The following is a 19,928-nucleotide window of genomic DNA, read 5'->3' as shown; positions in this document are numbered from 1 at the left end:
CTTTTGTACTAAAACTCCGATCCCAAAAGACCGCCATTGAGGCGACCTGGATCAGGAGGAAACATGGCCATGGAAAAGGAATGCGCCGCGATGTCGGCGATGGTTTGCAATCCCTATTGCATCAATGATGACGGTCCCCATGGCCTTGCGCCGCCGGCAGGCTGGTCCTTGCTGTCAGACCTGACCCTCGAACCCGATCCCCCTGGCTTCCATGCCAGAGCCTTCATGAACGTCCAGGGCGACGCGGTACTTGCCTTTGCCGGGCGGGACTTCACAGCCGACGTCCTGACCGCATCGGACGACGCCGAAGAATTCGTGACCAACCTGGCGCTGGACGTGGGCCTGGCCTCGTTCACCGAGGCGATGCTGATGGCCACCCACACTTACGGCCTGCTGCGTCAGCTGGTGCTCCAGAGAGGCCGTGATCCGAGCCGCATCATCTTCACCGGCCATGGCCTGGGCGGTGGCCTGGCTTCGGTCATGAGCGTGTGGTTCGACCAGCCCAGCACCGTTTTCGCGCAGGTGCCGTTGCGTGCGGTGGCCCTTGCACCCGGCGACTTTGCTCGCGCCCTGAACGACATCGAATCGCTGCTGGGCAGTTCAGATGGGGCGGTCAAGGCGTTGAAGGCGTTCATCCGGCACCCCGGCGAAGTGCTGGCCCAGCGAGAACGGCTGAGGGTGGCGCACCTGTACATCCGGGGAGAGATCTATGGCCTGCTGCGTTCTCCCGCTACCGCGATCCGCGGCACGGAGCATGTGATCGACATCGGTATTCAGCCGCTCACCCTGGAAAGGGCGATCACCCTGCACGACATGAAGTTGCATGCCGCCATGCTGTACGACCCGCGCATGTCGCGGCTGTGCCAGGAATCGCCCGATCTCGTGGCGCTGCTGATCGGCCGTGAGGATGGCAGCAGCGACCTGATCGACTCGCTTCTCAGCGACCAGCACCGGGTGGGGCTGGGCAAGGAAAGCGCGCTGCAGCGGTTTGTCACCGGGCTCGCGTGGACGGGTGACGTGCGCGCAGAAAGCTTGGTGAGCGACGCGGCGACGGGCTGACGGCCTCAAAGCTGCCGGTACACCGCCTCGGCCAGCGCCATCAGGGCTTCCCGCGTCAACGGACCACTCACGGCATAGCCGAAGCCCTGATCCACCCAGTAAAAGCCCGGCACCGGACCCTCGTGAGTGAAGCGAAAGGTGATCTCTGGCGATGAAGCCGCCAGCGCGCCCAGGTACAGCGTCAACCGGACGCCTTGGGTGTTCTGGAACATGAACTGGGCGCGGGCGCCGTCGCCGCCTGGCAGCAGCCGGCCGCCAACCAGTTCGTAACCCTGCGCTTGCAGGTTGGGTACCTTCAAGGCCTTGCCGGTACGGCGCGAAAGCCACTGCACAAGGTGCTCCTGTTCGGCAGCGGTCACCTCCACCGGGTGCCGCTTTTCAGGGGTGAAGACGGCGTGGGCCACCGATGCATCGCGTGCGAAGGCGGGCAGGGCCGCCAGGGGCAGCGCGGTGGGGTAGCGCGGCCATGAGCTTCGGCCCAGCCACCCCGCGCCAAAGGCCAGCACGATGGTTGCGGCCAGACCCCCCCAGCGCTGCCAGCGAGCGCGTTGTTGGCGCGAAAAGTAGATGCCTTGCGCGGCATCGCGCAGCGCGGGTGGGACGGGTTCGTCCAGCAGATTCCGGTGCAGCTCGCGCAAGGCGTCGCGCTGGGCTTGCCAAGCGTCGAGGCGCCGGCGGCCCGCCTCGTCGTGTTGAAGGCGTGCCAGCAGTGCGGCGCGTGCGGGCCCTTGCACCTGATCATCGAGGAGTGCGTGGATCTCGGCGTCGGTCAGCGGCGGTGGCAGTGTGGACTTGTCCATGGTGTGGGGCGGCGCTATTTCAGCCGCTTCAGGTGCGCAGGGGGCTGTACATCCAGGTGCTGGGGCGCCTGGTCGACGGCAGGTGCATCCATCAGGGCCTGCAGGCGTGTGCGGGCTCGTGAGAGCCGCGACATCACCGTGCCGATGGGGGTGTCGGTGATTCGGGCCACCTGTTCGTAGCTCATGTCCTCCAGACTCACCAGCAGCAGCACGGCGCGCTGTTCTTCCGGCAAGCGCAGCAGGCAGCGCTGCAGGTCCAGCGCCAGATCCTGCGCGGTTTCGGGCGCGACAAGTTCGGCCGCCACGTCGTCAATGTCGACCTGCCTGAGCGAGGCGGATCGGCGCATGGTCTGGCGCACGCCACCAGCGTGAAGGTGGTGCATCAGGGTGAACAGCCAGGCACGCAGGTCTGAGCCGATGGCCCACAGGCGCCATTTCTGGCATGCGCGCTCCAGTGTGTCCTGCACCAGGTCGTCGGCGGCCCAGCTGTCCCCGGTCAGTGCGCGAGCGTAGCGGCGCAAGCCGGGAATCTGGGCCACGAGATCGGATGGATTCATGCCACGCCGACGTCAGCCAGGGTCGATGCGATGGGCTCAGGGCCTGGCCACGCGCCAGACTCCATTGAAGCCGTCACCGGTCTTGTCGCCGGGCTTCGCATCCTTGACCCAGTAGTACAGCGGCTTGCCCTTGATCGCCCATTGCTTCTGTCCATCGTCGCGGGTGATCACGGTGTAGTCGCCCGCCGGCTTGTCGGTGGCGCTTGCCATGAGCGGCGGCCAGTTGGCCGCACAGGGGCCGTTGCAGACCGACTTGCCGCTGCCCGAGGCATCGCGGTCGAAGGTGTAGAGCGTCATCTTGGTCGGGCCAACAAGCACGCCGTCGGCCACTTGGGCAGGCGTGGATGCGGGCATCGAGGCGCAGCCGCCCAGCAGGGCTGCAGCAAAGGCGAGGGACATCAGTCGTTTCATGGCGCGTTCTCCGGTGGGTGGGGCAGAAGAAGGTCTCTGCATGGGAACGAACGCCAGGCCATGGAGATTTATTCCATCGCCAAAAAAAAAGTCCTCAGCGATTGCGCGACTTCATCGCCCGTTCCACCTCGCGTCTGCCTTCGCGGTCCTTGATGGTGTCGCGCTTGTCATGTTCAGCCTTGCCTTTGGCCAGCGCAATTTCGCACTTCACCTTGCCGTTCTTCCAGTGCAGGTTCAGAGGCACCAGGGTGTAGCCCTTCTGCTCGACCTTGCCGATCAGGCGGCGGATCTGTTCCTTGTGAAGCAGCAGCTTCTTGGTGCGCACCGAGTCCGGGCTCACGTGGGAAGAGGCGGTGTGCAGGGGGTTGACCTGGCAACCAATGAGGAACATCTCACCTTCGCGAATGACCACATAGCCATCGGTGAGTTGAACCTTGCCTTCGCGCAGCGCCTTGACTTCCCACCCCTCGAGCACCACACCGGCTTCGAAACGCTCTTCGATCGCGTAGTTGAAGAACGCTTTTCGGTTGTCGGCGATGCGGCTTTCGGTGCCTTTGGAGCTGGTGTCTTTGCTGTTTTTGGTGGCCATGAAGCGCGAGGTGCGGCCATTTCAGGCCAATACAATGAGTTCGATTGTATGAAAACGATTCACAAGTCCGTCTTGCTGTGGCACAGCGCTCATGAAATGTTCGCGCTGGTCACCGACATCGAGCACTACCCGAGGTTCCTGCCCTGGTGCGATCACGGTGAGGTGCTGGAGCAAACCGAGGACGGCATGGTGGCCCGAGTGGGCATGGCCATCAGCGGCCTGCGCCAGAGCTTTACCACCCGCAACACACACGAGGCCGACCGCAAGGTGCTCATGGAACTGGTCGACGGACCTTTTTCACGGCTCGACGGCGTCTGGGAATTCACCCCACTGGGCGACGGTACCCAGCGCGCCTGCAAGGTGGATTTCCAGCTGAGCTACGGCTTTGCCAGCAGCGCGCTGGCCGCGCTGGTCGGGCCGGTGTTCGACAAGATCGCCGGCAACCTGGTCGACGCCTTCGTCAAGCGTGCCGATCAGGTCTATGGCGCGGACTAGCGTCTGTTCACACTGTTTTTCCAAGATGCGTTGCGGATCAAAAATGGCCATGCGCAAGGCGCGGAACGCAGCCGGGGTTGCCCCCCGAATGGTGTGAACAGGCCCTGGCATGAAACACCCCCCGCGCCGCTTCGCGTCTCCCCCCTCTCTCGCCTTGGGCGGGAGGGGGGCGGCCCCCGTGGTCCGGCAAAGCCGTCCCCACGGTACCCCTGCAGCGCTGTTTCATCCGTCGTGGAAGGCGCTCGGCGCCATGGAGCACTGAGATGCAGGTTGTCCTGATGTACGCCCAAGCACCGCGCTCGGTCGTCGAGCTACCGCTGGAGGTGCCGTCCGGTTGCACGTTGTGGCAGGCGCTGGTTCAGGCAGGCTGGCCAGAGCGCTTTCCGGAAATCGAGGCCGAATCGCTCACGACCTGTGTGTGGGGCCGCAAGGCTGGCCCCGAGCATGCCCTGCGCGAAGGCGACCGTGTCGAGGTGGTGAGGGCGCTGCGGGTGGACCCGAAAGTGGCCCGGCGCGAGCGCTTCGTGGGCCAGGGTGCGCGAGCCACCGGCCTGTTTGCCAAGCGAAGGCCCGGCTCCAAGGCGGGTTACTGAGCGTTGGCGGTCTTGGGCATGGGGCCGCAATCGGCGCGGATGATGTCGTCCATGCGACGGGCTTCAGCTGCCCGGGCCTTGTCGTCCATGATCTCGCGCTCACCCTTGGCGTTGGTGGTGGCCAGGCGTGTGCCCGACTCCATCACACTTTTGGCCTTGCGAGCGCGTTCACAACTCTCGGCCCGGCCCTTGGCCACGCGCTGTTCTTCGGCCTTGCGGCGAGCCTGTTCGGCCTCGTCGGCCTGCTTCTTGCGGGCTTCGAGTTCTTCGTCTCTCGCGGGCAGCTGAGGTACGGCGCCCGGCTGGGATGCAGCCGGCGCGGAGGCGGGTGTGGCCGCAGCCTGCACAGGCGCCCGCGAAGTCGCCGGGCTTTTGAGGATGTTCTTTTCCGGGATGCCCGAAGGTGGCGCGGTGTCGCTGAACACCTTGCGACCGGTGCCGTCGATCCACTGCCATTGCGCCAGTGCCCATGGGCTGGACGCCAGCAAAATCGCCGTCAGGCAGGCGGCGCGCCAGCGCCGGACGTGGGGGAGGTGTTGAGGCATGGCGCAAGTTTAGCCCTCGCCCATGGCGATGCGCAGCGCACCAGGGCTCGGGTGCCGCACCAGCCGTCGCAGCGGTCGATTTTCGTGGCTGAGCGGTAGGCCCTGCGCTGCCCGATGTGCGGGTTTGCACGGAGGTCGGGCGGCTACAATCGTCGCTTTTGGAGCTTTACCCATGCGCCTCCTCGGCAAAGCGCTCACCTTCGACGACGTGTTGCTGGTGCCAGCGTACTCCCAGGTCCTGCCCAAGGACACCTCGCTTGCCACCCAGTTCTCCCGCAACATCAAGCTCAATCTTCCCCTGGTCTCGGCGGCCATGGACACCGTCACCGAGGCTCGCCTGGCGATCGCCATCGCCCAGGAGGGCGGCATCGGCATCATCCACAAAAACCTCACGCCACAGGAACAGGCCGCGCATGTGGCCAAGGTCAAGCGCTACGAATCGGGTGTGCTGCGCGACCCTGTGGTCATCACCCCGCAGACCACGATCCGCCAGGTCATGAAGCTGTCCGACGAGCTGGGCGTCTCCGGCTTCCCGGTGGTCGAGGCAGGCAAGGTGGTCGGCATCGTCACCGGTCGCGATCTGCGCTTCGAGACCCGCTACGACCTGCCGGTGAGCGAGATCATGACGCCGCGCGAGCGCCTCATCACCATGCCCGACGGCACCACGCCGGCCGAGGCCAAGACGCTGTTGAACAAGCACAAGCTCGAACGCCTGCTGCTGGTCAACGACGCGTTCGAGCTCAAGGGCCTGATCACGGTCAAGGACATCACCAAGCAGCTGAACTTTCCGAACGCCGCGCGCGACGCCGCTGGCCGCCTTCGCGTGGGCGCGGCGGTGGGTGTGGGCGAAGGCACCGAGGAACGCGTGGAAGCGCTGGTGAAAGCCGGGGTGGACGCCATCGTGGTGGACACCGCGCACGGCCACAGCAAGGGCGTGATCGAGCGCGTGCGCTGGGTCAAGCAACAGTACCCCCAGATCGACGTGATCGGCGGCAACATCGCCACCGGGGGCGCGGCCATGGCACTGGTGGAGGCGGGCGCCGATGCGGTCAAGGTCGGCATCGGCCCGGGCTCGATCTGCACCACCCGGATCGTGGCCGGCGTGGGCGTGCCGCAGATCATGGCCATCGACAACGTGGCCAGCGCCCTGCAAGGCACGGGCGTGCCCATGATCGCCGACGGTGGCATCCGGTACAGCGGCGACATCGCCAAGGCCATTGCGGCGGGAGCCAACACCGTGATGATGGGCGGCATGTTCGCCGGCACTGAAGAAGCGCCGGGCGAAATCGTGCTGTACCAGGGACGCAGCTACAAGAGCTACCGTGGCATGGGCTCCATTGGTGCCATGCAACAGGGCAGTGCCGATCGCTATTTCCAGGAAAGCAGCACCGGCAACCCCAACGCGGACAAGCTGGTGCCCGAGGGCATCGAAGGCCGCGTGCCCTACAAGGGATCGGTGGTCTCCATCATTTTCCAGATGGCCGGCGGCCTGCGGGCGGCCATGGGCTACTGCGGCTGCCCCAGCATCGAGCACATGCGCCACAAGGCGGAGTTCGTCGAAATCACCTCGGCCGGCATCCGCGAGAGCCACGTCCACGACGTGCAGATCACGAAAGAAGCACCCAACTACAGGGCGGAGTGACCGCCACCGCCCAGCAGGCCGTCCAGCGCGACGGCCTTTTTCATTTTTCTCGCCGCACCCCACCACACCCCATGCAGCACCAGAAAATCCTCATCCTCGATTTCGGTTCCCAGGTCACCCAGCTCATCGCCCGCCGAGTGCGCGAGGCGCATGTGTACTGCGAAGTCCATCCCTGCGATGTGAGCGAGGAGTGGGTGCGTGAATTCGCCGCCGACGGGCAGTTGAAGGGCGTCATCCTGTCCGGGAGCCACGCCAGCGTGTACGAGGTGGACGACAAGGCGCCCGACGTGGTCTACCAGCTCGGCATTCCGGTGCTGGGCATCTGCTACGGCATGCAGACCATGGCGCAGCAGCTCGGTGGAAAGGTGGAAGGCTCGCACACCCGCGAGTTTGGCTACGCCGAAGTGCGCGCCCGGGGTCACACGGCGCTGCTCAAGGACATTGCCGACTTCCACACTCCCGAAGGCCACGGGATGCTCAAGGTCTGGATGAGCCACGGCGACAAGGTCACCGAATTGCCGCCGGGCTTCAAGCTCATGGCCAGCACCGATTCCTGCCCCATCGCCGGCATGGCCGACGAAACGCGTCATTTTTATGCCGTTCAGTTCCATCCGGAAGTGACGCACACCGTTCAGGGACGAGCCTTGCTGGAGCGATTCGTGCTCGGCATCTGCGGCACGCGGCCCGACTGGGTGATGCGCGACCACATCGCCGAGGCGGTCGAAAAAATCCGTCAGCAGGTGGGCGACGAAGAAGTCATCCTCGGCCTCTCGGGCGGGGTGGACTCGTCTGTGGCCGCCGCGCTCATCCACCGCGCCATCGGCGACCAGCTCACCTGTGTCTTCGTCGACCACGGCCTGCTTCGCCTGAACGAGGGCGACATGGTGATGGACATGTTCGTCGGCCAGTTGCACGCCAAAGTGATCCGGGTGGACGCAGCCGACCAGTTCCTGGGTCACCTGGCGGGCGTGAGCGATCCGGAAGCCAAACGCAAGATCATTGGCCGCGAATTTGTGGAGGTCTTCAAAGCCGAAGCCGCCAAACTGACTTCAAGTGGAACATCAATAAAAGGCGCTAAATGGTTGGCGCAAGGCACAATTTATCCGGATGTGATCGAATCGGGCGGTGCCAAGAGCAAGAAGGCCGTGACGATCAAGAGCCACCACAACGTGGGCGGCCTTCCCGAACAGCTCGGCCTGAAACTGCTGGAACCCCTGCGCGATCTTTTCAAGGACGAGGTGCGTGAACTCGGCGTGGCCCTGGGCTTGCCGCACGACATGGTCTACCGCCACCCCTTCCCCGGGCCTGGGCTGGGCGTGCGCATCCTGGGCGAAGTGAAGAAGGAATACGCCGACCTGCTGCGCCGGGCCGACGCCATCTTCATCGAGGAACTGCGCTCCACACTGGAGCCGAACAGCGGCAAGACCTGGTACGAGCTCACCAGCCAGGCCTTCACCGTATTCCTGCCGGTCAAGAGTGTGGGCGTGATGGGCGACGGCCGCACCTACGACTACGTGGTGGCCCTGCGAGCGGTGCAGACCAGCGATTTCATGACCGCCGACTGGGCAGAGCTGCCGTATGCGCTGCTCAAGAAGGTGTCCAGCCGCATCATCAACGAGGTGCGCGGCATCAATCGGGTGACCTACGACGTGAGCTCCAAACCGCCGGCGACGATCGAGTGGGAATGAGTCAAGATTGTCCCAAGGTGTTTCGGTACATCCCAGGAAAACCCGATTTCCCTGTAGGGACAAGGACTTAGCGTCCAACGGCGTCCCATCTCATCCCAGGGCGTCCCAGGCGTTCTGACGGTTGACCTGACGGTATCCGGCCACCTAAGCTTGCAGGCCTGCAGCGATACCGTCAGACCCCATGACGGTATTTCGGTCCTGCGACAAGCAACGGATCGGAGATCTCATGGACACCTTGATGGAACGGGCGCGGGTTGGGCTGGCGAGCGCGAAAACACGCCACGGGTTGACGGAAGCCAAGCTGCGAGAACTAAAGCCGGGCGAGCGGGCCTACAAGGTCAGCGACGGAGGCAACGGTCTCTACGTCGTCGTCTCGCCCAGTGGCAGCAGGTCCTTCCGCTATGACTATCGATTGAGCGGCCGCCGCGAGACGCTGACCATTGGTCGCCATGAACCGGTTGCCCGTCACGCCCAGCGGTCTCATCTGGCCTACGGCATGGATGTGACGCTGGAGGAAGCCCGCTTCCTGCTGGCTCGGGCGCGTGTCGATGTCAGTTCCGGGCGGTCGCCCGCACGGGCCAAGGTCGAGCAGCGCAGCGAAGTCGCGGACGCCATGAGCTTCGGGCGCTGGGCGACACGGTACTTCGAGTTCAAGTCCGACGCCAAGAGCGGGGCCGAACGTCTCGCTGACAGCACGCTGGCGTTACGGCGTTCGATCTACGACCGCATCCTGGCTGGCCCGTTTGGAAAACTGAACCTGGATGAAATCAAGCCAGTCGCGCTGGGTGAGTTGCTCGACCGCGTCAAAACTGAGCGAGGCCCTGGCCCGGCTGTGCACGCCAGGGAACTCGTGTTGCAGGTTTACCGGTTCGCGAATGGCAAAGGCGTCGATGTCGCAAATCCGGCTGAAGCGCTCGCCCGGAAGGCCTACGCGACCTTTGTCCCTCGCGAACGCAATCTGAGCCGCCACGAAATCAAGACCTTGCTCGACGCGCTGGAGAGGACAGGCACCGCGCCGACACTTCGACTGGCGGTCAGGTTCTTGCTGCTGACGGGTGTTCGCAAAGGAGAGTTCATCGGAGCCACCTGGGCGGAAGTGGACTGGGAGCGGGCACAGTGGGTGATCCCCGCCGAGAGGATGAAGGCTGGCAAGCCGCACACGGTGTATCTGGCAGAACAGGCCCTGGACATCCTGACAACGCTTCGGACCTGCTTTCCTTCAAGCAACTTCGTCCACCCAGGCCGATATGACTCCGCCGAGCCAATCAGCCAGGCCACACTGAACCGAACGATCGCCGCTTCGGTGGATCGAATCAACAAGGATCGAACACCCAGTCAGGAGCTGTTCTTGCCAGTGTCAGTGCACGACCTGCGCAGAACATTCTCGTCTCGGCTCAACGACGCGCTCTTCCCGGAAGCCCTGGTCGAAGCCTGCCTGGCCCACCAGAAGAAGGACCAAGTCGCTGCGGCCTACAACCATGCGCGCTTATCCGGGCCTCGGCGGGCCCTAATGCAAGTGTGGGCGGACATGCTGGACAGTTGGATGCGCGGCGAATCCGCGAGGGAGGTCATCGTATTGGGCAAGGCGAAAATCGATGCAGCGGCGCACGATGCAGAAGGCATGAACTTGTAGGCTGATGGAGCACCCGCTGTAGCCCGCCGTTGGGCTCCCACGTCGCTGCGTTGAACCATCGCGCGGTTGTACGATGAGCTTCATGCAATTTGACTCAATACTGACCCTGCTGGACAAGCAGCTGTCGGGTCGGTTTCCCAGGCCTGTCGTTCTGGAGGCCCTGCCGGACAAAGGTCTGGCCCACTGGCATGTGCGTTTGAAAGGCACGGGTCTGCTGGCCCGAATCCCCAAACAGAGCCAGATGGCGCTGGTCGCCCAGGACAACCTGCTGTACCAGAGCACCTGCTTTCGGCGTGCAGAGCCCTCCGGGCACGTGCCGCAGCTGGAAGCGGTGCTGGGCCCGTCTGAGCATCTGCCGCGGGGTGCCTTGCTGGTCGAAGAAATCATCGGCACTCCCGCCAGCCAACCGGAGCATCTGGGGTCCATCATGCAGGCCCTTGCTGCGATCCATGCGTTGCCAGTGCCGCCACCACCAGACCGCGCGCCCCTGCTGGATGAGTCGGACCCGCTGGCAGGTCTCGTCGCGTTGATCGAAGCCCAGGCCCGGTATCTGGACCATTCGGCCGTTCCCGCCGAATCGGCTCGGGTCTTGAAGGCGCGGTTGCAGGATGTGACGCCGCGCATGGCGCCTCTGGTACAGCTTTGTCCGCAGCGGCTGATCACCTTCGACGCCCACCCGGGCAATTTTCTGATCACATCGACGGGCAAGGCGGTGCTGGTGGATCTGGAGAAGCTGCGCTACAGCTACCCACCGCTCGACCTGGCGCACGCCAGTCTGTACACGTCAACGACCTGGGACCGTGAGGCCGCTTTTGAGCTGTCCATCGACGCTGTGGCGCGAGCGTACGTAACCTGGGCGCAGGCGGTCGGGGAGGGCATCGCGGGGCCTTGCCGGGGCGCGCTGGTGCCGCTGCGTGAGTTGATGTGGTTGTGGTCGGTGACCTGGTGTGCCAAATGGCTGGCCGAGTCGGCCAACCACCAGGGCCGCGGTGGCGATGGCGAAGACTGGTCCACGCAGCACAGCGAGGATGCGCTGATCGTTCATGTGCGGGGCAGGGTGAACGACTACCTCAAACCGCGAACCATCGAACGCATGCTGACCGAATTTCATGCGCTGCAGGGAGCGCTGGCCGGCTAAAGCGTGCCCTTGCCTGTAAGCATTTGGGGTGCTCATCCGACTATGGGCTTTCCCATCCTCTTATACGGAGCGTTCACGCATGAAATGGTTTCCCCTGACCACCCTGGCCCTCAGCCTGTCGTTCCCTTTGGCCGCGAGCGCCGACTGGGCCAAGACCGAGGCCGATGCCAAAGGCCAGACTGTGTTTTTCAACGCCTGGGGCGGTAGTGAGGCAACCAATGCCTACATCGGCTGGGTGGCGCAGCAGGTCAAGAGCCGCTATGGCGTGGAGCTTCGTCACGTCAAGGTGACGGACACGGCCGAGGTGGTCAAGCGGGTGCAGACCGAGGTGGCAGCCGGGCGCCGCACCGATGGTTCGATCGACCTGATGTGGATCAACGGCGAGAACTTCCGCAACCTCAAGCAAGGCGGCTTGCTGTTCGGTCCCTGGGCCGAAGCATTGCCCAACTGGGGCGCGGTCGACCTGAACAAGCCGGTGCGCAGCGATTTCTCGGTGCCCACCGACGGCTATGAGGCGCCCTGGGGCACCGCGCAGCTGACCTTCATCGCCGACAAGGCCAAGACACCCGTGCCGCCCCGTTCGGCCGCAGACTTGCTGGCCTTTGCCAAGGCCAACGCGGGTCGGGTGAGCTACCCCAAGCCGACCGACTTTCACGGCACCACCTTCGTCAAACAGGCGCTGATCGAGCTGGCCCCGGATCGCAAGGTGCTGCAGGTGCCTGTCACACCCGCCAGCTTCAACACCTCGACCGCGCCGCTGTGGGCGTACCTGGACCAGTTGCACCCGCAGCTCTGGCGCGGTGGCAAGGCCTTTCCCGCCAGTGCGGCCGAGATGCACCGCATGCTGGCCGACGGCGAGCTCAAGCTCTCGCTGACCTTCAACCCCAACGAGGCCGCCAACCTGATTGCCACGCGCCAGCTGCCCGCCACCGCCTACAGCTTCGGCTTCACCGGCGGCACCATTGGCAACGTGCACTTCGTCGGCATCCCCGTCAACGCCAAGGCGGCGGCGGGCGCTCAGGTGGTGGCCAATTTCCTGCTGTCGCCCGAGGCCCAGGCCCGCAAGGCCGACATCACCGTCTGGGGTGATGGCAGCGTGCTGGACGTGAACAAGCTGCCGTCCGCCACCCAGGCCGCCATGCGCAAGACCGCGCCCGGTGCACTGGCCGAGGCCGTGCCCACGCTGGCCGAGCCCCACGCCAGCTGGGTGGAGGCGCTGGAGACCGAGTGGCTCAAGCGCTACGGTTCCCGCTGATCCGGCGCAGCTCGCCACCCGGCTCTTCGGGAGCCCGACGGCGTTTGTCGCCGGTCTGGCTGGCGGCGCTGCCGGTGGCGCTGATCCTCGGCCCCATGCTGCCGGGCCTGTACTGGGCGCTCGTGCCGGCCCTGGACCTGGCGGTCTGGCAGTCGCTGTGGGCCGACACCCAGTGGCCACAGGCCTTGCGCGCGACCCTGCTGTCTGCCGGGCTGGGCACTGCGCTGGGGGTGGGACTGGCGGCCGGGCTGGCCACCGCGCTGTATCCGGGGCCGCGCTGGCTGGCGCTGCAGCGGCGGCTGCCCTTGCTGCTGTCGGTGCCCCACGCGGCGTTTGCCGTCGGGCTTTTTTTCCTTCTCTCGCCGTCCGGCTGGCTGGTGCGGGCGGTGGCGCCGTTGCTGGGCTGGCTGGAGCCGCCGCCATGGACCACGGTGCAGGACCCCTTTGCGCTGAGTCTGGCCTTGGCGCTGGGCTTGAAAGAAAGCTGGTTCCTGCTCTGGGTGCTGGTGGCGGTGCTGGGCGAGCAGACGGTGCAGCGGCACATGGTGGTGGCCCGATCCCTGGGCTACAACCGCGCACAGACTTGGCGTCATGTGCTGTGGCCCCAGCTGCTGCCGCGCCTGGGCTGGCCGCTGGCGGCGGTGCTCGCCTATGGCCTGTCGGTGGTGGACATGGCGGTGATCCTGGGGCCGAGCACGCCACCCACACTGGCCGTGCTGGTCTGGCAGTGGCTGACCGACCCCGATGCGGCCACGCAGGCCAAAGGGGCGGCGGCTTCGCTGGTGCTGCTGGGGCTGTTCCTGCTGATCGCCGGTGGTGCGCGGTGGGCCTGGCGGCAGATCGCGCGGCGCGCGGCCTACCCGGCGGGCGAACGAAAGCCAGCGGCAACAGCGTCGCGGCTGGGCCTGCACCAGCCCCTGTATCTGGTGGGCTATGCGGTGGTGGCGGTGCTGGTGCTGTGGTCGCTGGCCGACACCTGGTTCTTCCCGGCACTGTGGCCCGACGCCTTGTCGCTGCGCACCTGGATGCAGGCCGACTGGGCACCGTTCTGGACCACGCTGTGGCTGGCGGCTGCCGCCACGCTGCTGTGCCTGCCGGCCACCCTGGTCTGGCTGGAGTGGGGGCCGCAGCGCTTCAACGCCGTGCTGTATGTGCCGCTGATCATTCCCGCGCTGCCTCTGGTGGCGGCGCAGTACGCCGCGCTGCTGCGCCTGCAGGGCGACGGCACCGCCGCCGGCCTGGTCTGGAGCCACCTGCTGTGGGTGCTGCCGTACATGGTGCTCACGCTGGTCGGCCCCTACCGCGCCTTTGACCGCCGCCTCATGACCACCGCGCGCGCGCTCGGGCAGTCCCCCCTGGGGGCCTGTCTGCGCGTGAAGTGGCCGATGCTGATCAAGCCCATCCTGGCCGCGCTGGCGGTCGGCTTTGCCGTCAGCGTGGCGCAGTACCTGCCCACGCTGTTTGCGGGCGGTGGTCGGTTTGTGACGGTCACGACCGAGGCGGTGGGCCTGAGCGCCGGCGGCAACCGCCGCGTGCTGGCGGTGCAGGCGCTGCTGCAGATCGCCTTGCCGCTGCTGGGTTTCGGGCTCGCTGCGCTGATGGCCCAATGGGCGGGTCGTTGCCGCAAAGGACTTCGCTGACATGCTGGACATCAAGAACCTCACCATTGCGCAGGGCCGCCTGGCGCTGGTCACGAACCTGAACCTGCGGGTGGAGGCTGGTGCCGTGGCGACCATCACCGGCGCCTCGGGCTCGGGCAAATCCACCTTGCTGAACTGGCTGGTGGGCGATCTCGACCCCGCTTTCCAGGCCAGTGGCGAGCTGTGGCTGGACGGCCAGCGGCGCGATGGCCTGCCGGTGGAATCGCGGGGCATCGGCATCCTGTTCCAGGACGACCTGCTGTTTCCGCACCTGAGCGTGGGGCAGAACCTGGCCTTTGCCTTGCCGGGCGCGGTGGGTAGCGCTGCCGCGCGGCGCGCCCGGGTGGAGCAGACGTTGCAGGACATCGGTCTGGCCGGATTCCACGACCGCGACCCCGCCACATTGTCGGGCGGGCAGCGCGCCCGTGTGAGTTTGATGCGGGCGCTGCTGGCCGAGCCTTGTGCGCTGCTGCTGGACGAACCATTTTCCAAGCTCGACGCCAGTTTGCGTGTGCAGTTCCGCGAGCTGGTGTTCGAGCAAATCGCGCGTCAAGGCATTCCTACCCTGTTGGTCACCCACGACCCAGGCGATGTGCCTCAGGGTGGGCGGGTCATGGACATTCACCAGTGGCAGGCCCAGCATGTTTGACGCAACGCTCAACCAGCGACTCAAATCCCCGCTGCAAGCCGTTGCCTTGCGGCTGTTGAACTGGGGATTGAAGGCCGATCACCTCACTTGGGTGGGCTTTGTGATCGGGCTGCTTTCAGTGCCGTTGATCGCTCTGGGGATGTCTCAGTGGGCCTTGATCACGATCTTTCTGAATCGCCTTGCCGATGGGCTGGACGGCACCATGGCCCGATTGACACAGCCCACGGACCGAGGCGCGTTCCTCGACATCGCCCTGGATTTTCTTTTCTATGCGTCCATTCCGATGGCGTTCGCGCTCGCCAAGCCAGAGCAGCATGCCCTCGCTTCCACTGTGTTGCTGTTTTCGTTCGTCGGTACGGGCAGCAGTTTTCTGGCTTTTGCGGTGCTGGCCGCTCAAAGAGGGCTGTCAAGCGTCGCGTACGCTGGCAAGGGCATCTACTACCTGGGGGGGCTCTCCGAGAGCACAGAAACCATCACGGTGTTCGTGCTGATGTGCCTGTGGCCTGAAGCGTTCAGTGTGTTGGCCTATGGGTTTTCCGCCTTGTGCGCGCTCACGATCCTCACGCGCATCGCCACGGGCATGCAGGTGTTCAGACCCGACTAACGCCGTCCCAGTCGGTCGGGAGCCAACGCAGGTCATCGGGCTCGTCGATGTCGTGTAGCGGTGCCTTTTCGTTCAAGGGCCAACCCAGGGCGCAAAGCCGATCTCGCGTGGCTGCTGCCACGTGCTCGGTGCTCCATGCGATGTCATGGAACAGGCTGACGGCAAAACGTCGCAGTCCCAGCAGCACATAGCCGCCATCGGTTGCCGGGATCATGACGGCATCGCTCGTCATCAGGGCCTCGCTGGCGGAGCGCAGGCGCTCTGCGGTGAGGGCGGGGCAGTCGGTTCCCATCAGCAGCACCGGCCGACCGGCCTCCAGCGTGCGCCGTGCGGCCCGCGCCATGCGCTCGCCCAGATCGCCATCGCCCTGGTCACTGAAGGTCAACGCTGCATGCCTGGGCAACCGCCCGGCCCACATCGGGTCTTGCGGCGCTGGCGTCACGCACAGCTCCACCGGACCGACCTCGCTGGCCAGGGCCTGTTCCACCGCGTGGTTCAGCATCTTGGCAGCGAGTCGGGCCGCCCGCTGTGCACCCAGCGCCGGGATCAGCCGGGTCTTTGCCAGGCCCGCCACGGGTGCCTTGGCGAAGATGACGATGCGGGGTTCATCGGCCATGAGGCGGTCACCGGTAACGTTGTGCCAGCTGCACGGCCGGTGCGCCACGCCAGTAGGCCCAGCGCAGTTGCCACATCAGCAGCACGGTGCGCCAGACGCCCCTGCTTTCCCAGCGGCGCCCCGAGGTCTGCACACGGTCGCGAATGCACACCGGGCGGGCGCGATGGAGCAGGCGGCTGGACAGTTCGATGTCCTCCATCAGGGGCTGGTCGGGGTAGCCGCCCACGGTGTCGAAGGCCTCGCGTGTGACGAAGATCGCCTGGTCGCCGGTGGCGATGCCGGTCCAGCGCGAGCGCAGGTTCATCAGCCAGGCCACCACGCGCAGCATGGGGTGGCGGCCCTCGATGACCACGTCGAACCGGCCCCAGGGCGCGCCGGACCGCTGCAGTGCTCGGCGGAGGGTGACAAGGGCGCCGTCAGGCAGTTGAGTGTCGGCGTGCAGGAACAGCAGCACGTCGCCTGTGGCGTGTGCGGCGCCCTGGTTCATTTGCCGGGCGCGCCCCCGCGGCGACGACAGCACCCGAAACCCAGCCTGCGCAGCCCGCTCAGCACCGCCGTCGTCGCTGCCGCCGTCCACGATCAGCACCTCGCATCCCTGGCGCTCTAGCGCGCGCAGCCGCGCCAGCAGGCGAGGCAAGCCCTGCGCTTCGTTGAGCATGGGAACGATGATGGAACAGCGCATCGGTGCGTGATGTCGGTTCAGGCCAGGCCTTCGTTGAACCGGTAGAAGAAGTTGCCGTCGATGAAACCATGTTCGCCGACAACGTGTTCAAAGCACCCGAACTGCATCAGCCGGTGCAGGATCAGCTGGCTCTCATGGCGCGTGATGTTGCGTTTGGCGCAGAGCGCATCGACCGCCTCTTGGCCGATCCAGCAGCTCGGGTAGTCCTTGCCGAGGTAGCTGCGGTCCACCACCACCAATCGATCGCGCAGGGTCTGCAGGACCAGCCCCAGGTTCACGTTGGGCAACTGGGCCGGTGCGCGCAGCCGGAAGAACAGGTCCTCGTCGGCAAAAGCCTGTTCGTGGGCTACGTGGTAGAGCAGGCCCAGGGTCTGCAAGGCCACGCCAACTTCGATCACCTCCGCGCGCCCCAGTTTGAAATGCGAGCCCATCCAGGCCACCGCCTCGGTCGCGAGAAAACAGGCGGGGTACTTCTTGAGGTGGTAGCTGCGGTCGCGGATGTCGAGCTTGAACTGCAGCAGGTCCGCCAGCGCCTCGGCTTCAAGTCCTGTGCGAGCGCGGATGAGCGCGCGGGGCGACAGGCTGGACGGCGCGGTGGGGACGGCGCGCAGGTAGCGGTCAAGGTCCCCGGCCGCCAGCGCAGGCAAGCCCACGGTGGCCGCGACCATGTCCAGCGATCGCCGCAAGGGCGATGCAGGCGCGTGGTCTTCGAACGAAGCGATCAGGTCGGCAAACCCCAGCGACTGCACCCAGGTGCGGTCGGCGGGGCTCACGTGCCCGGCGGCCAGCCGGGTCAGCACCGTTCGGGCCTTCAGGGCCTGGGGCCAGGTCTTGAGGATGCGGTCGAACCGGTGAGTGACCCTGGGCAGGGCATTGGAGATGTCCAGGAACACCACCGCCCTGGGGTCCTGCGCCAGGTGTTCCAGCTGCTCTGTGAGCGCTGCACCCGGCGGCGGCAGGTTCACCGGGATGCATTGCAGGGCCAGCAGACCGGCGCGCAGGGCGTCGCGTTCAGGGCCGTCGGGCAGTTGCAGATGGACCTGCGGGGCGGGTGTCTTGGCCATGGTGGTTTTCCTTTCAGCCTCGGCGCCAGGCGTGGTAGCGGCCCAGCCAGGCCAGCACGCCCTGGGGCGCGTGGGCGCGTTTCCATTCCCCAGCGGCGTATTTGTTGGCCTCGGCCAGCGTGGGGTAGGTGTGGATGGTGCCCAGGATCTTGTTCAATCCCAGGCTGTGTTTCATGGCCAGCACGAACTCGGCCAGCAGGTCGCCGGCATGTTCGCCCACGATGGTCACGCCCAGAATGCGGTCTTTGCCCGGTACGGTCAGCACCTTGACGAAGCCGTGCGCAGAGCCGTCGGCGATGGCGCGGTCCAGGTCGTCGATGCCGTATTTCGTGACCTCGTAAAGGATCTTCTTTTCCTTCGCGTCCTGTTCGTTCAGGCCCACACGCGCCACCTCGGGCTCGATGAACGTGGCCCAGGGGATCACCGAATAATCGACCTTGAATTTCTTGAAGCTGCCGAACAGGGCGTTGACGGCGGCGTACCAGGCCTGGTGCCCGGCCGTGTGGGTGAACTGGAACGGCCCGGCCACGTCGCCCGCGGCAAAAATGTTGGGGTACAGCGTTTCGAGGTATTCGTTGACCACCACCGTGCGCTGCGTGGGGATGCCCAGCTCTTCCAGACCGTAGCCCTGCAGCCGCGCCACGCGGCCGACCGCGCACAGCAGCGCGTCGAACTCGATGCGCTTTTCCTGGCCCTGGTGCTCCACCACGATGAATTTGCGTTCGCCCTCGCGCTCGCAGCGCAGCGCCTTGTGGCCGGTGAGCACATCCACACCGTCGCGCACCAGCGAGTCACGCGCCAGTTCCGAGACCTCTTCGTCTTCCCGGATCATGATGCGCGGCGCCATTTCCACCTGGGTCACCTGCGAGCCCAGGCGCGCAAAGCTCTGCGCCAGCTCGCAGCCGATCGGTCCACCGCCCAGCACCACCAGGCGGGCCGGGGGCGCGTCAAGTTGGGCGAACTCGTCCCACAGCGTGTCGCTGGTGACGTAGCCCACATCGTCCAGGCCGGGCAGCGGCGGCACGAAGGGGCGGGCACCGGCGGCGATGACGATGCTGCGCGTGGTCAGGCGCTGGGTGCCGCCGCCGTTGAGCGCGATCTCGACCGTCCAGGGATCGACGATGCGGGCGCGGCCCTGCAATACCTCCACGCCCAGCCCGGTGTAGCGCTCCACGCTGTCGTGTGGCGCCACCTCGCTGATGACCTTGTGCACCCGCGCCATCACCTGCCTGAAGCTGAAGGCGGGGGTGGCGGCCTCCAGGCCGTAGTGGTCGGCGCGGCGCATCTGGGTGGCCAGCTTGGCCGACTTGATCAGCGCCTTGCTGGGCACGCAGCCGTAGTTCAGGCAGTCGCCGCCCATCTTGTGCGCCTCGACCAGCGTGACCTTGGCTTTGACGGCCGCCGCGATGTAAGAAGTGACCAGACCCGCCGCGCCGCCACCGATGACCACCAGGTTGCGGTCAAAGGTCTTGGGGCGCTGCCACTTGGCATACACCCGGCGACGTTGCAGAAAACCGAGGGCGGACTTGGCGATCATGGGAAACACTCCGAGCAGGACAAAAGAAAGCAGGACGCCGGGCGAGAGGATGCCCGAGAGGCTGTTGAGTTGGCCGAGCTGCGTGCCGGCGTTGACGTAGACCAGGGTGCCCGCGAGCATGCCCAGCTGGCTGACCGCGTAATAGGTGCCGGTGCGGATCGGGGTCAGGCCCATGAGCAGGTTGACCAGGAAAAACGGGAACACCGGAATCAGGCGCAGCGTGAACAGGTACAGCGCGCCGTCTTGGGCCATGCCGTCGTTGATGGCCTTGAGCCGGTTGCCAAAGCGCGCCTGCACGCCGTCGCGCAGCAGGTGGCGCGAGGCCAGAAACGCCAGCGTGGCGCCCACGCTGGAGGCGAACGAGACGATCAGCGTGCCGGCCACCAAGCCGAACAGGGCGCCCGCCGCCAGCGTGAGGATGACCGCGCCGGGCAGGGACAAGGCGGTGGCCAGCACATACAGGCCAAAGAAGCCCAGCGCCGTGGCGACAGGGGCCGCCTGACGCATGGCTTCAAATTCCCCCAGGCGCTCCTGCACGGCGGCGAGGGTCAGGTACCGGTTCAGCCCCAGCCCGAAATAGGCGGCCACCAGCAGCACGACGGTGGCAAGGATCAGGATTCGTTTCATGGGGACGTGGTTCTTGGGGGCGAAATCTGGCAACGATGTGCTGCCGACTTGAACCTCAGTCGCTGCGATGTCCCGGGTCCTTACAGTTGCTTGCAATCACCGTG

At 65.8% G+C, this 19,928-nt stretch carries 20 protein-coding genes; 11 read left to right on the top strand and 9 right to left on the bottom strand.

The features are described 5' to 3' along the window. The first annotated feature begins 69 nt into the window (after positions 1 to 69). On the top strand, positions 70 to 1,059 hold the full coding sequence (locus tag AB7F11_RS18935) for a lipase family protein (protein ID WP_428300080.1): 990 nt from the start codon (positions 70 to 72) through the stop codon (positions 1,057 to 1,059). 5 nt (positions 1,060 to 1,064) lie between these two features. On the opposite strand, the gene AB7F11_RS18930 is transcribed toward AB7F11_RS18935, so the two are convergent. The 4 genes from AB7F11_RS18930 to smpB all read right to left on the bottom strand — a co-directional run bounded on the left by AB7F11_RS18930 (position 1,065) and on the right by smpB (position 3,416). Continuing rightward, positions 1,065 to 1,859: an anti-sigma factor family protein gene (locus AB7F11_RS18930; RefSeq protein WP_428300804.1), complete on the bottom strand. Its 795-nt coding sequence runs from the start codon at positions 1,857 to 1,859 to the stop codon at positions 1,065 to 1,067. A 14-nt stretch (positions 1,860 to 1,873) separates the two neighbouring features. Then, complete coding sequence (locus AB7F11_RS18925; protein ID WP_428291652.1) at positions 1,874 to 2,416, bottom strand: sigma-70 family RNA polymerase sigma factor; 543 nt, start codon at positions 2,414 to 2,416, stop codon at positions 1,874 to 1,876. Between the two features lie 36 nt (positions 2,417 to 2,452). Next, positions 2,453 to 2,827 carry a hypothetical protein gene (locus AB7F11_RS18920; protein ID WP_428300082.1) on the bottom strand — a complete coding sequence of 125 codons (375 nt, stop codon included), beginning with the start codon at positions 2,825 to 2,827 and terminating at the stop codon, positions 2,453 to 2,455. A 94-nt stretch (positions 2,828 to 2,921) separates the two neighbouring features. Then, on the bottom strand, positions 2,922 to 3,416 hold the full coding sequence (smpB, locus tag AB7F11_RS18915) for an SsrA-binding protein SmpB (RefSeq protein WP_428291650.1): 495 nt from the start codon (positions 3,414 to 3,416) through the stop codon (positions 2,922 to 2,924). A gap of 48 nt (positions 3,417 to 3,464) precedes the next feature. Between smpB and AB7F11_RS18910 the strand changes: the two genes are divergently transcribed. Both AB7F11_RS18910 and AB7F11_RS18905 read left to right on the top strand, forming a co-directional pair. Next, a complete protein-coding gene (locus AB7F11_RS18910) occupies positions 3,465 to 3,911 on the top strand; it encodes a type II toxin-antitoxin system RatA family toxin (protein ID WP_428300083.1) in 447 nt (148 codons plus the stop codon). A 263-nt stretch (positions 3,912 to 4,174) separates the two neighbouring features. Further along, a complete protein-coding gene (locus AB7F11_RS18905; protein ID WP_428300084.1) occupies positions 4,175 to 4,504 on the top strand; it encodes an RnfH family protein in 330 nt (109 codons plus the stop codon). Here AB7F11_RS18905 and AB7F11_RS18900 read toward each other — a convergent pair. Next, the gene (locus AB7F11_RS18900; protein ID WP_428291647.1) at positions 4,498 to 5,049 is read right to left on the bottom strand and encodes a DUF4124 domain-containing protein; all 552 of its coding nucleotides are present in this window, start codon (positions 5,047 to 5,049) and stop codon (positions 4,498 to 4,500) included. The genes AB7F11_RS18905 and AB7F11_RS18900 overlap by 7 nt on opposite strands. Before the next feature lie 172 nt (positions 5,050 to 5,221). Between AB7F11_RS18900 and guaB the strand changes: the two genes are divergently transcribed. The 8 genes from guaB to AB7F11_RS18860 all read left to right on the top strand — a co-directional run bounded on the left by guaB (position 5,222) and on the right by AB7F11_RS18860 (position 15,298). Continuing rightward, complete coding sequence (gene guaB / locus AB7F11_RS18895) at positions 5,222 to 6,691, top strand: IMP dehydrogenase (protein WP_428300085.1); 1,470 nt, start codon at positions 5,222 to 5,224, stop codon at positions 6,689 to 6,691. A gap of 71 nt (positions 6,692 to 6,762) precedes the next feature. Continuing rightward, positions 6,763 to 8,379 (top strand): glutamine-hydrolyzing GMP synthase, encoded by a 1,617-nt coding sequence (gene guaA / locus AB7F11_RS18890; protein ID WP_428300095.1) that lies wholly within the window; start codon positions 6,763 to 6,765, stop codon positions 8,377 to 8,379. Positions 8,380 to 8,605: 226 nt separating this feature from the next. Next, positions 8,606 to 10,012 (top strand): tyrosine-type recombinase/integrase, encoded by a 1,407-nt coding sequence (locus tag AB7F11_RS18885; protein ID WP_428290487.1) that lies wholly within the window; start codon positions 8,606 to 8,608, stop codon positions 10,010 to 10,012. 82 nt (positions 10,013 to 10,094) lie between these two features. Beyond that, the gene (locus tag AB7F11_RS18880) at positions 10,095 to 11,150 is read left to right on the top strand and encodes an aminoglycoside phosphotransferase family protein (protein WP_428290488.1); all 1,056 of its coding nucleotides are present in this window, start codon (positions 10,095 to 10,097) and stop codon (positions 11,148 to 11,150) included. A gap of 79 nt (positions 11,151 to 11,229) precedes the next feature. Then, a complete protein-coding gene (locus AB7F11_RS18875; RefSeq protein WP_428290489.1) occupies positions 11,230 to 12,405 on the top strand; it encodes an ABC transporter substrate-binding protein in 1,176 nt (391 codons plus the stop codon). Further along, entirely contained in the window at positions 12,378 to 14,045 is a 1,668-nt protein-coding gene (locus AB7F11_RS18870) for an ABC transporter permease (protein ID WP_428290490.1), read from the top strand. The genes AB7F11_RS18875 and AB7F11_RS18870 overlap by 28 nt, the downstream gene beginning before the upstream one ends. A 1-nt stretch (position 14,046) precedes the next feature. Further along, positions 14,047 to 14,694, top strand: a complete 648-nt coding sequence (locus AB7F11_RS18865) for an ATP-binding cassette domain-containing protein (protein ID WP_428290491.1) — start codon at positions 14,047 to 14,049, stop codon at positions 14,692 to 14,694. After that, positions 14,687 to 15,298 carry a CDP-alcohol phosphatidyltransferase family protein gene (locus AB7F11_RS18860; protein WP_428290492.1) on the top strand — a complete coding sequence of 204 codons (612 nt, stop codon included), beginning with the start codon at positions 14,687 to 14,689 and terminating at the stop codon, positions 15,296 to 15,298. Before AB7F11_RS18865 ends, AB7F11_RS18860 begins: the two co-directional genes overlap by 8 nt. Here the strand turns inward: AB7F11_RS18860 and AB7F11_RS18855 are convergent. Genes AB7F11_RS18855 through AB7F11_RS18840 form a run of 4 tightly spaced genes read right to left on the bottom strand, consistent with a single transcriptional unit; the run spans position 15,285 to position 19,824 of the window. Beyond that, positions 15,285 to 15,914: a TIGR04282 family arsenosugar biosynthesis glycosyltransferase gene (locus AB7F11_RS18855; RefSeq protein WP_428290493.1), complete on the bottom strand. Its 630-nt coding sequence runs from the start codon at positions 15,912 to 15,914 to the stop codon at positions 15,285 to 15,287. The genes AB7F11_RS18860 and AB7F11_RS18855 overlap by 14 nt on opposite strands. 7 nt (positions 15,915 to 15,921) lie before the next feature. Beyond that, complete coding sequence (locus AB7F11_RS18850) at positions 15,922 to 16,596, bottom strand: TIGR04283 family arsenosugar biosynthesis glycosyltransferase (protein ID WP_428290494.1); 675 nt, start codon at positions 16,594 to 16,596, stop codon at positions 15,922 to 15,924. A 17-nt stretch (positions 16,597 to 16,613) separates the two neighbouring features. After that, positions 16,614 to 17,660, bottom strand: coding sequence for a hypothetical protein (locus AB7F11_RS18845; RefSeq protein ID WP_428300087.1), 1,047 nt, complete (start codon positions 17,658 to 17,660; stop codon positions 16,614 to 16,616). A gap of 13 nt (positions 17,661 to 17,673) precedes the next feature. After that, on the bottom strand, positions 17,674 to 19,824 hold the full coding sequence (locus tag AB7F11_RS18840; protein ID WP_428290496.1) for an FAD-dependent oxidoreductase: 2,151 nt from the start codon (positions 19,822 to 19,824) through the stop codon (positions 17,674 to 17,676). Between the last annotated feature and the right edge of the window lie 104 nt (positions 19,825 to 19,928).

This window comes from Hydrogenophaga sp., from assembly GCF_050250835.1.
Classification (GTDB): domain Bacteria; phylum Pseudomonadota; class Gammaproteobacteria; order Burkholderiales; family Burkholderiaceae_C; genus Hydrogenophaga.
The sequence above is the reverse complement of the archived record's forward strand: the minus strand, read 5'-3'. Positions and strand labels throughout refer to the sequence as shown.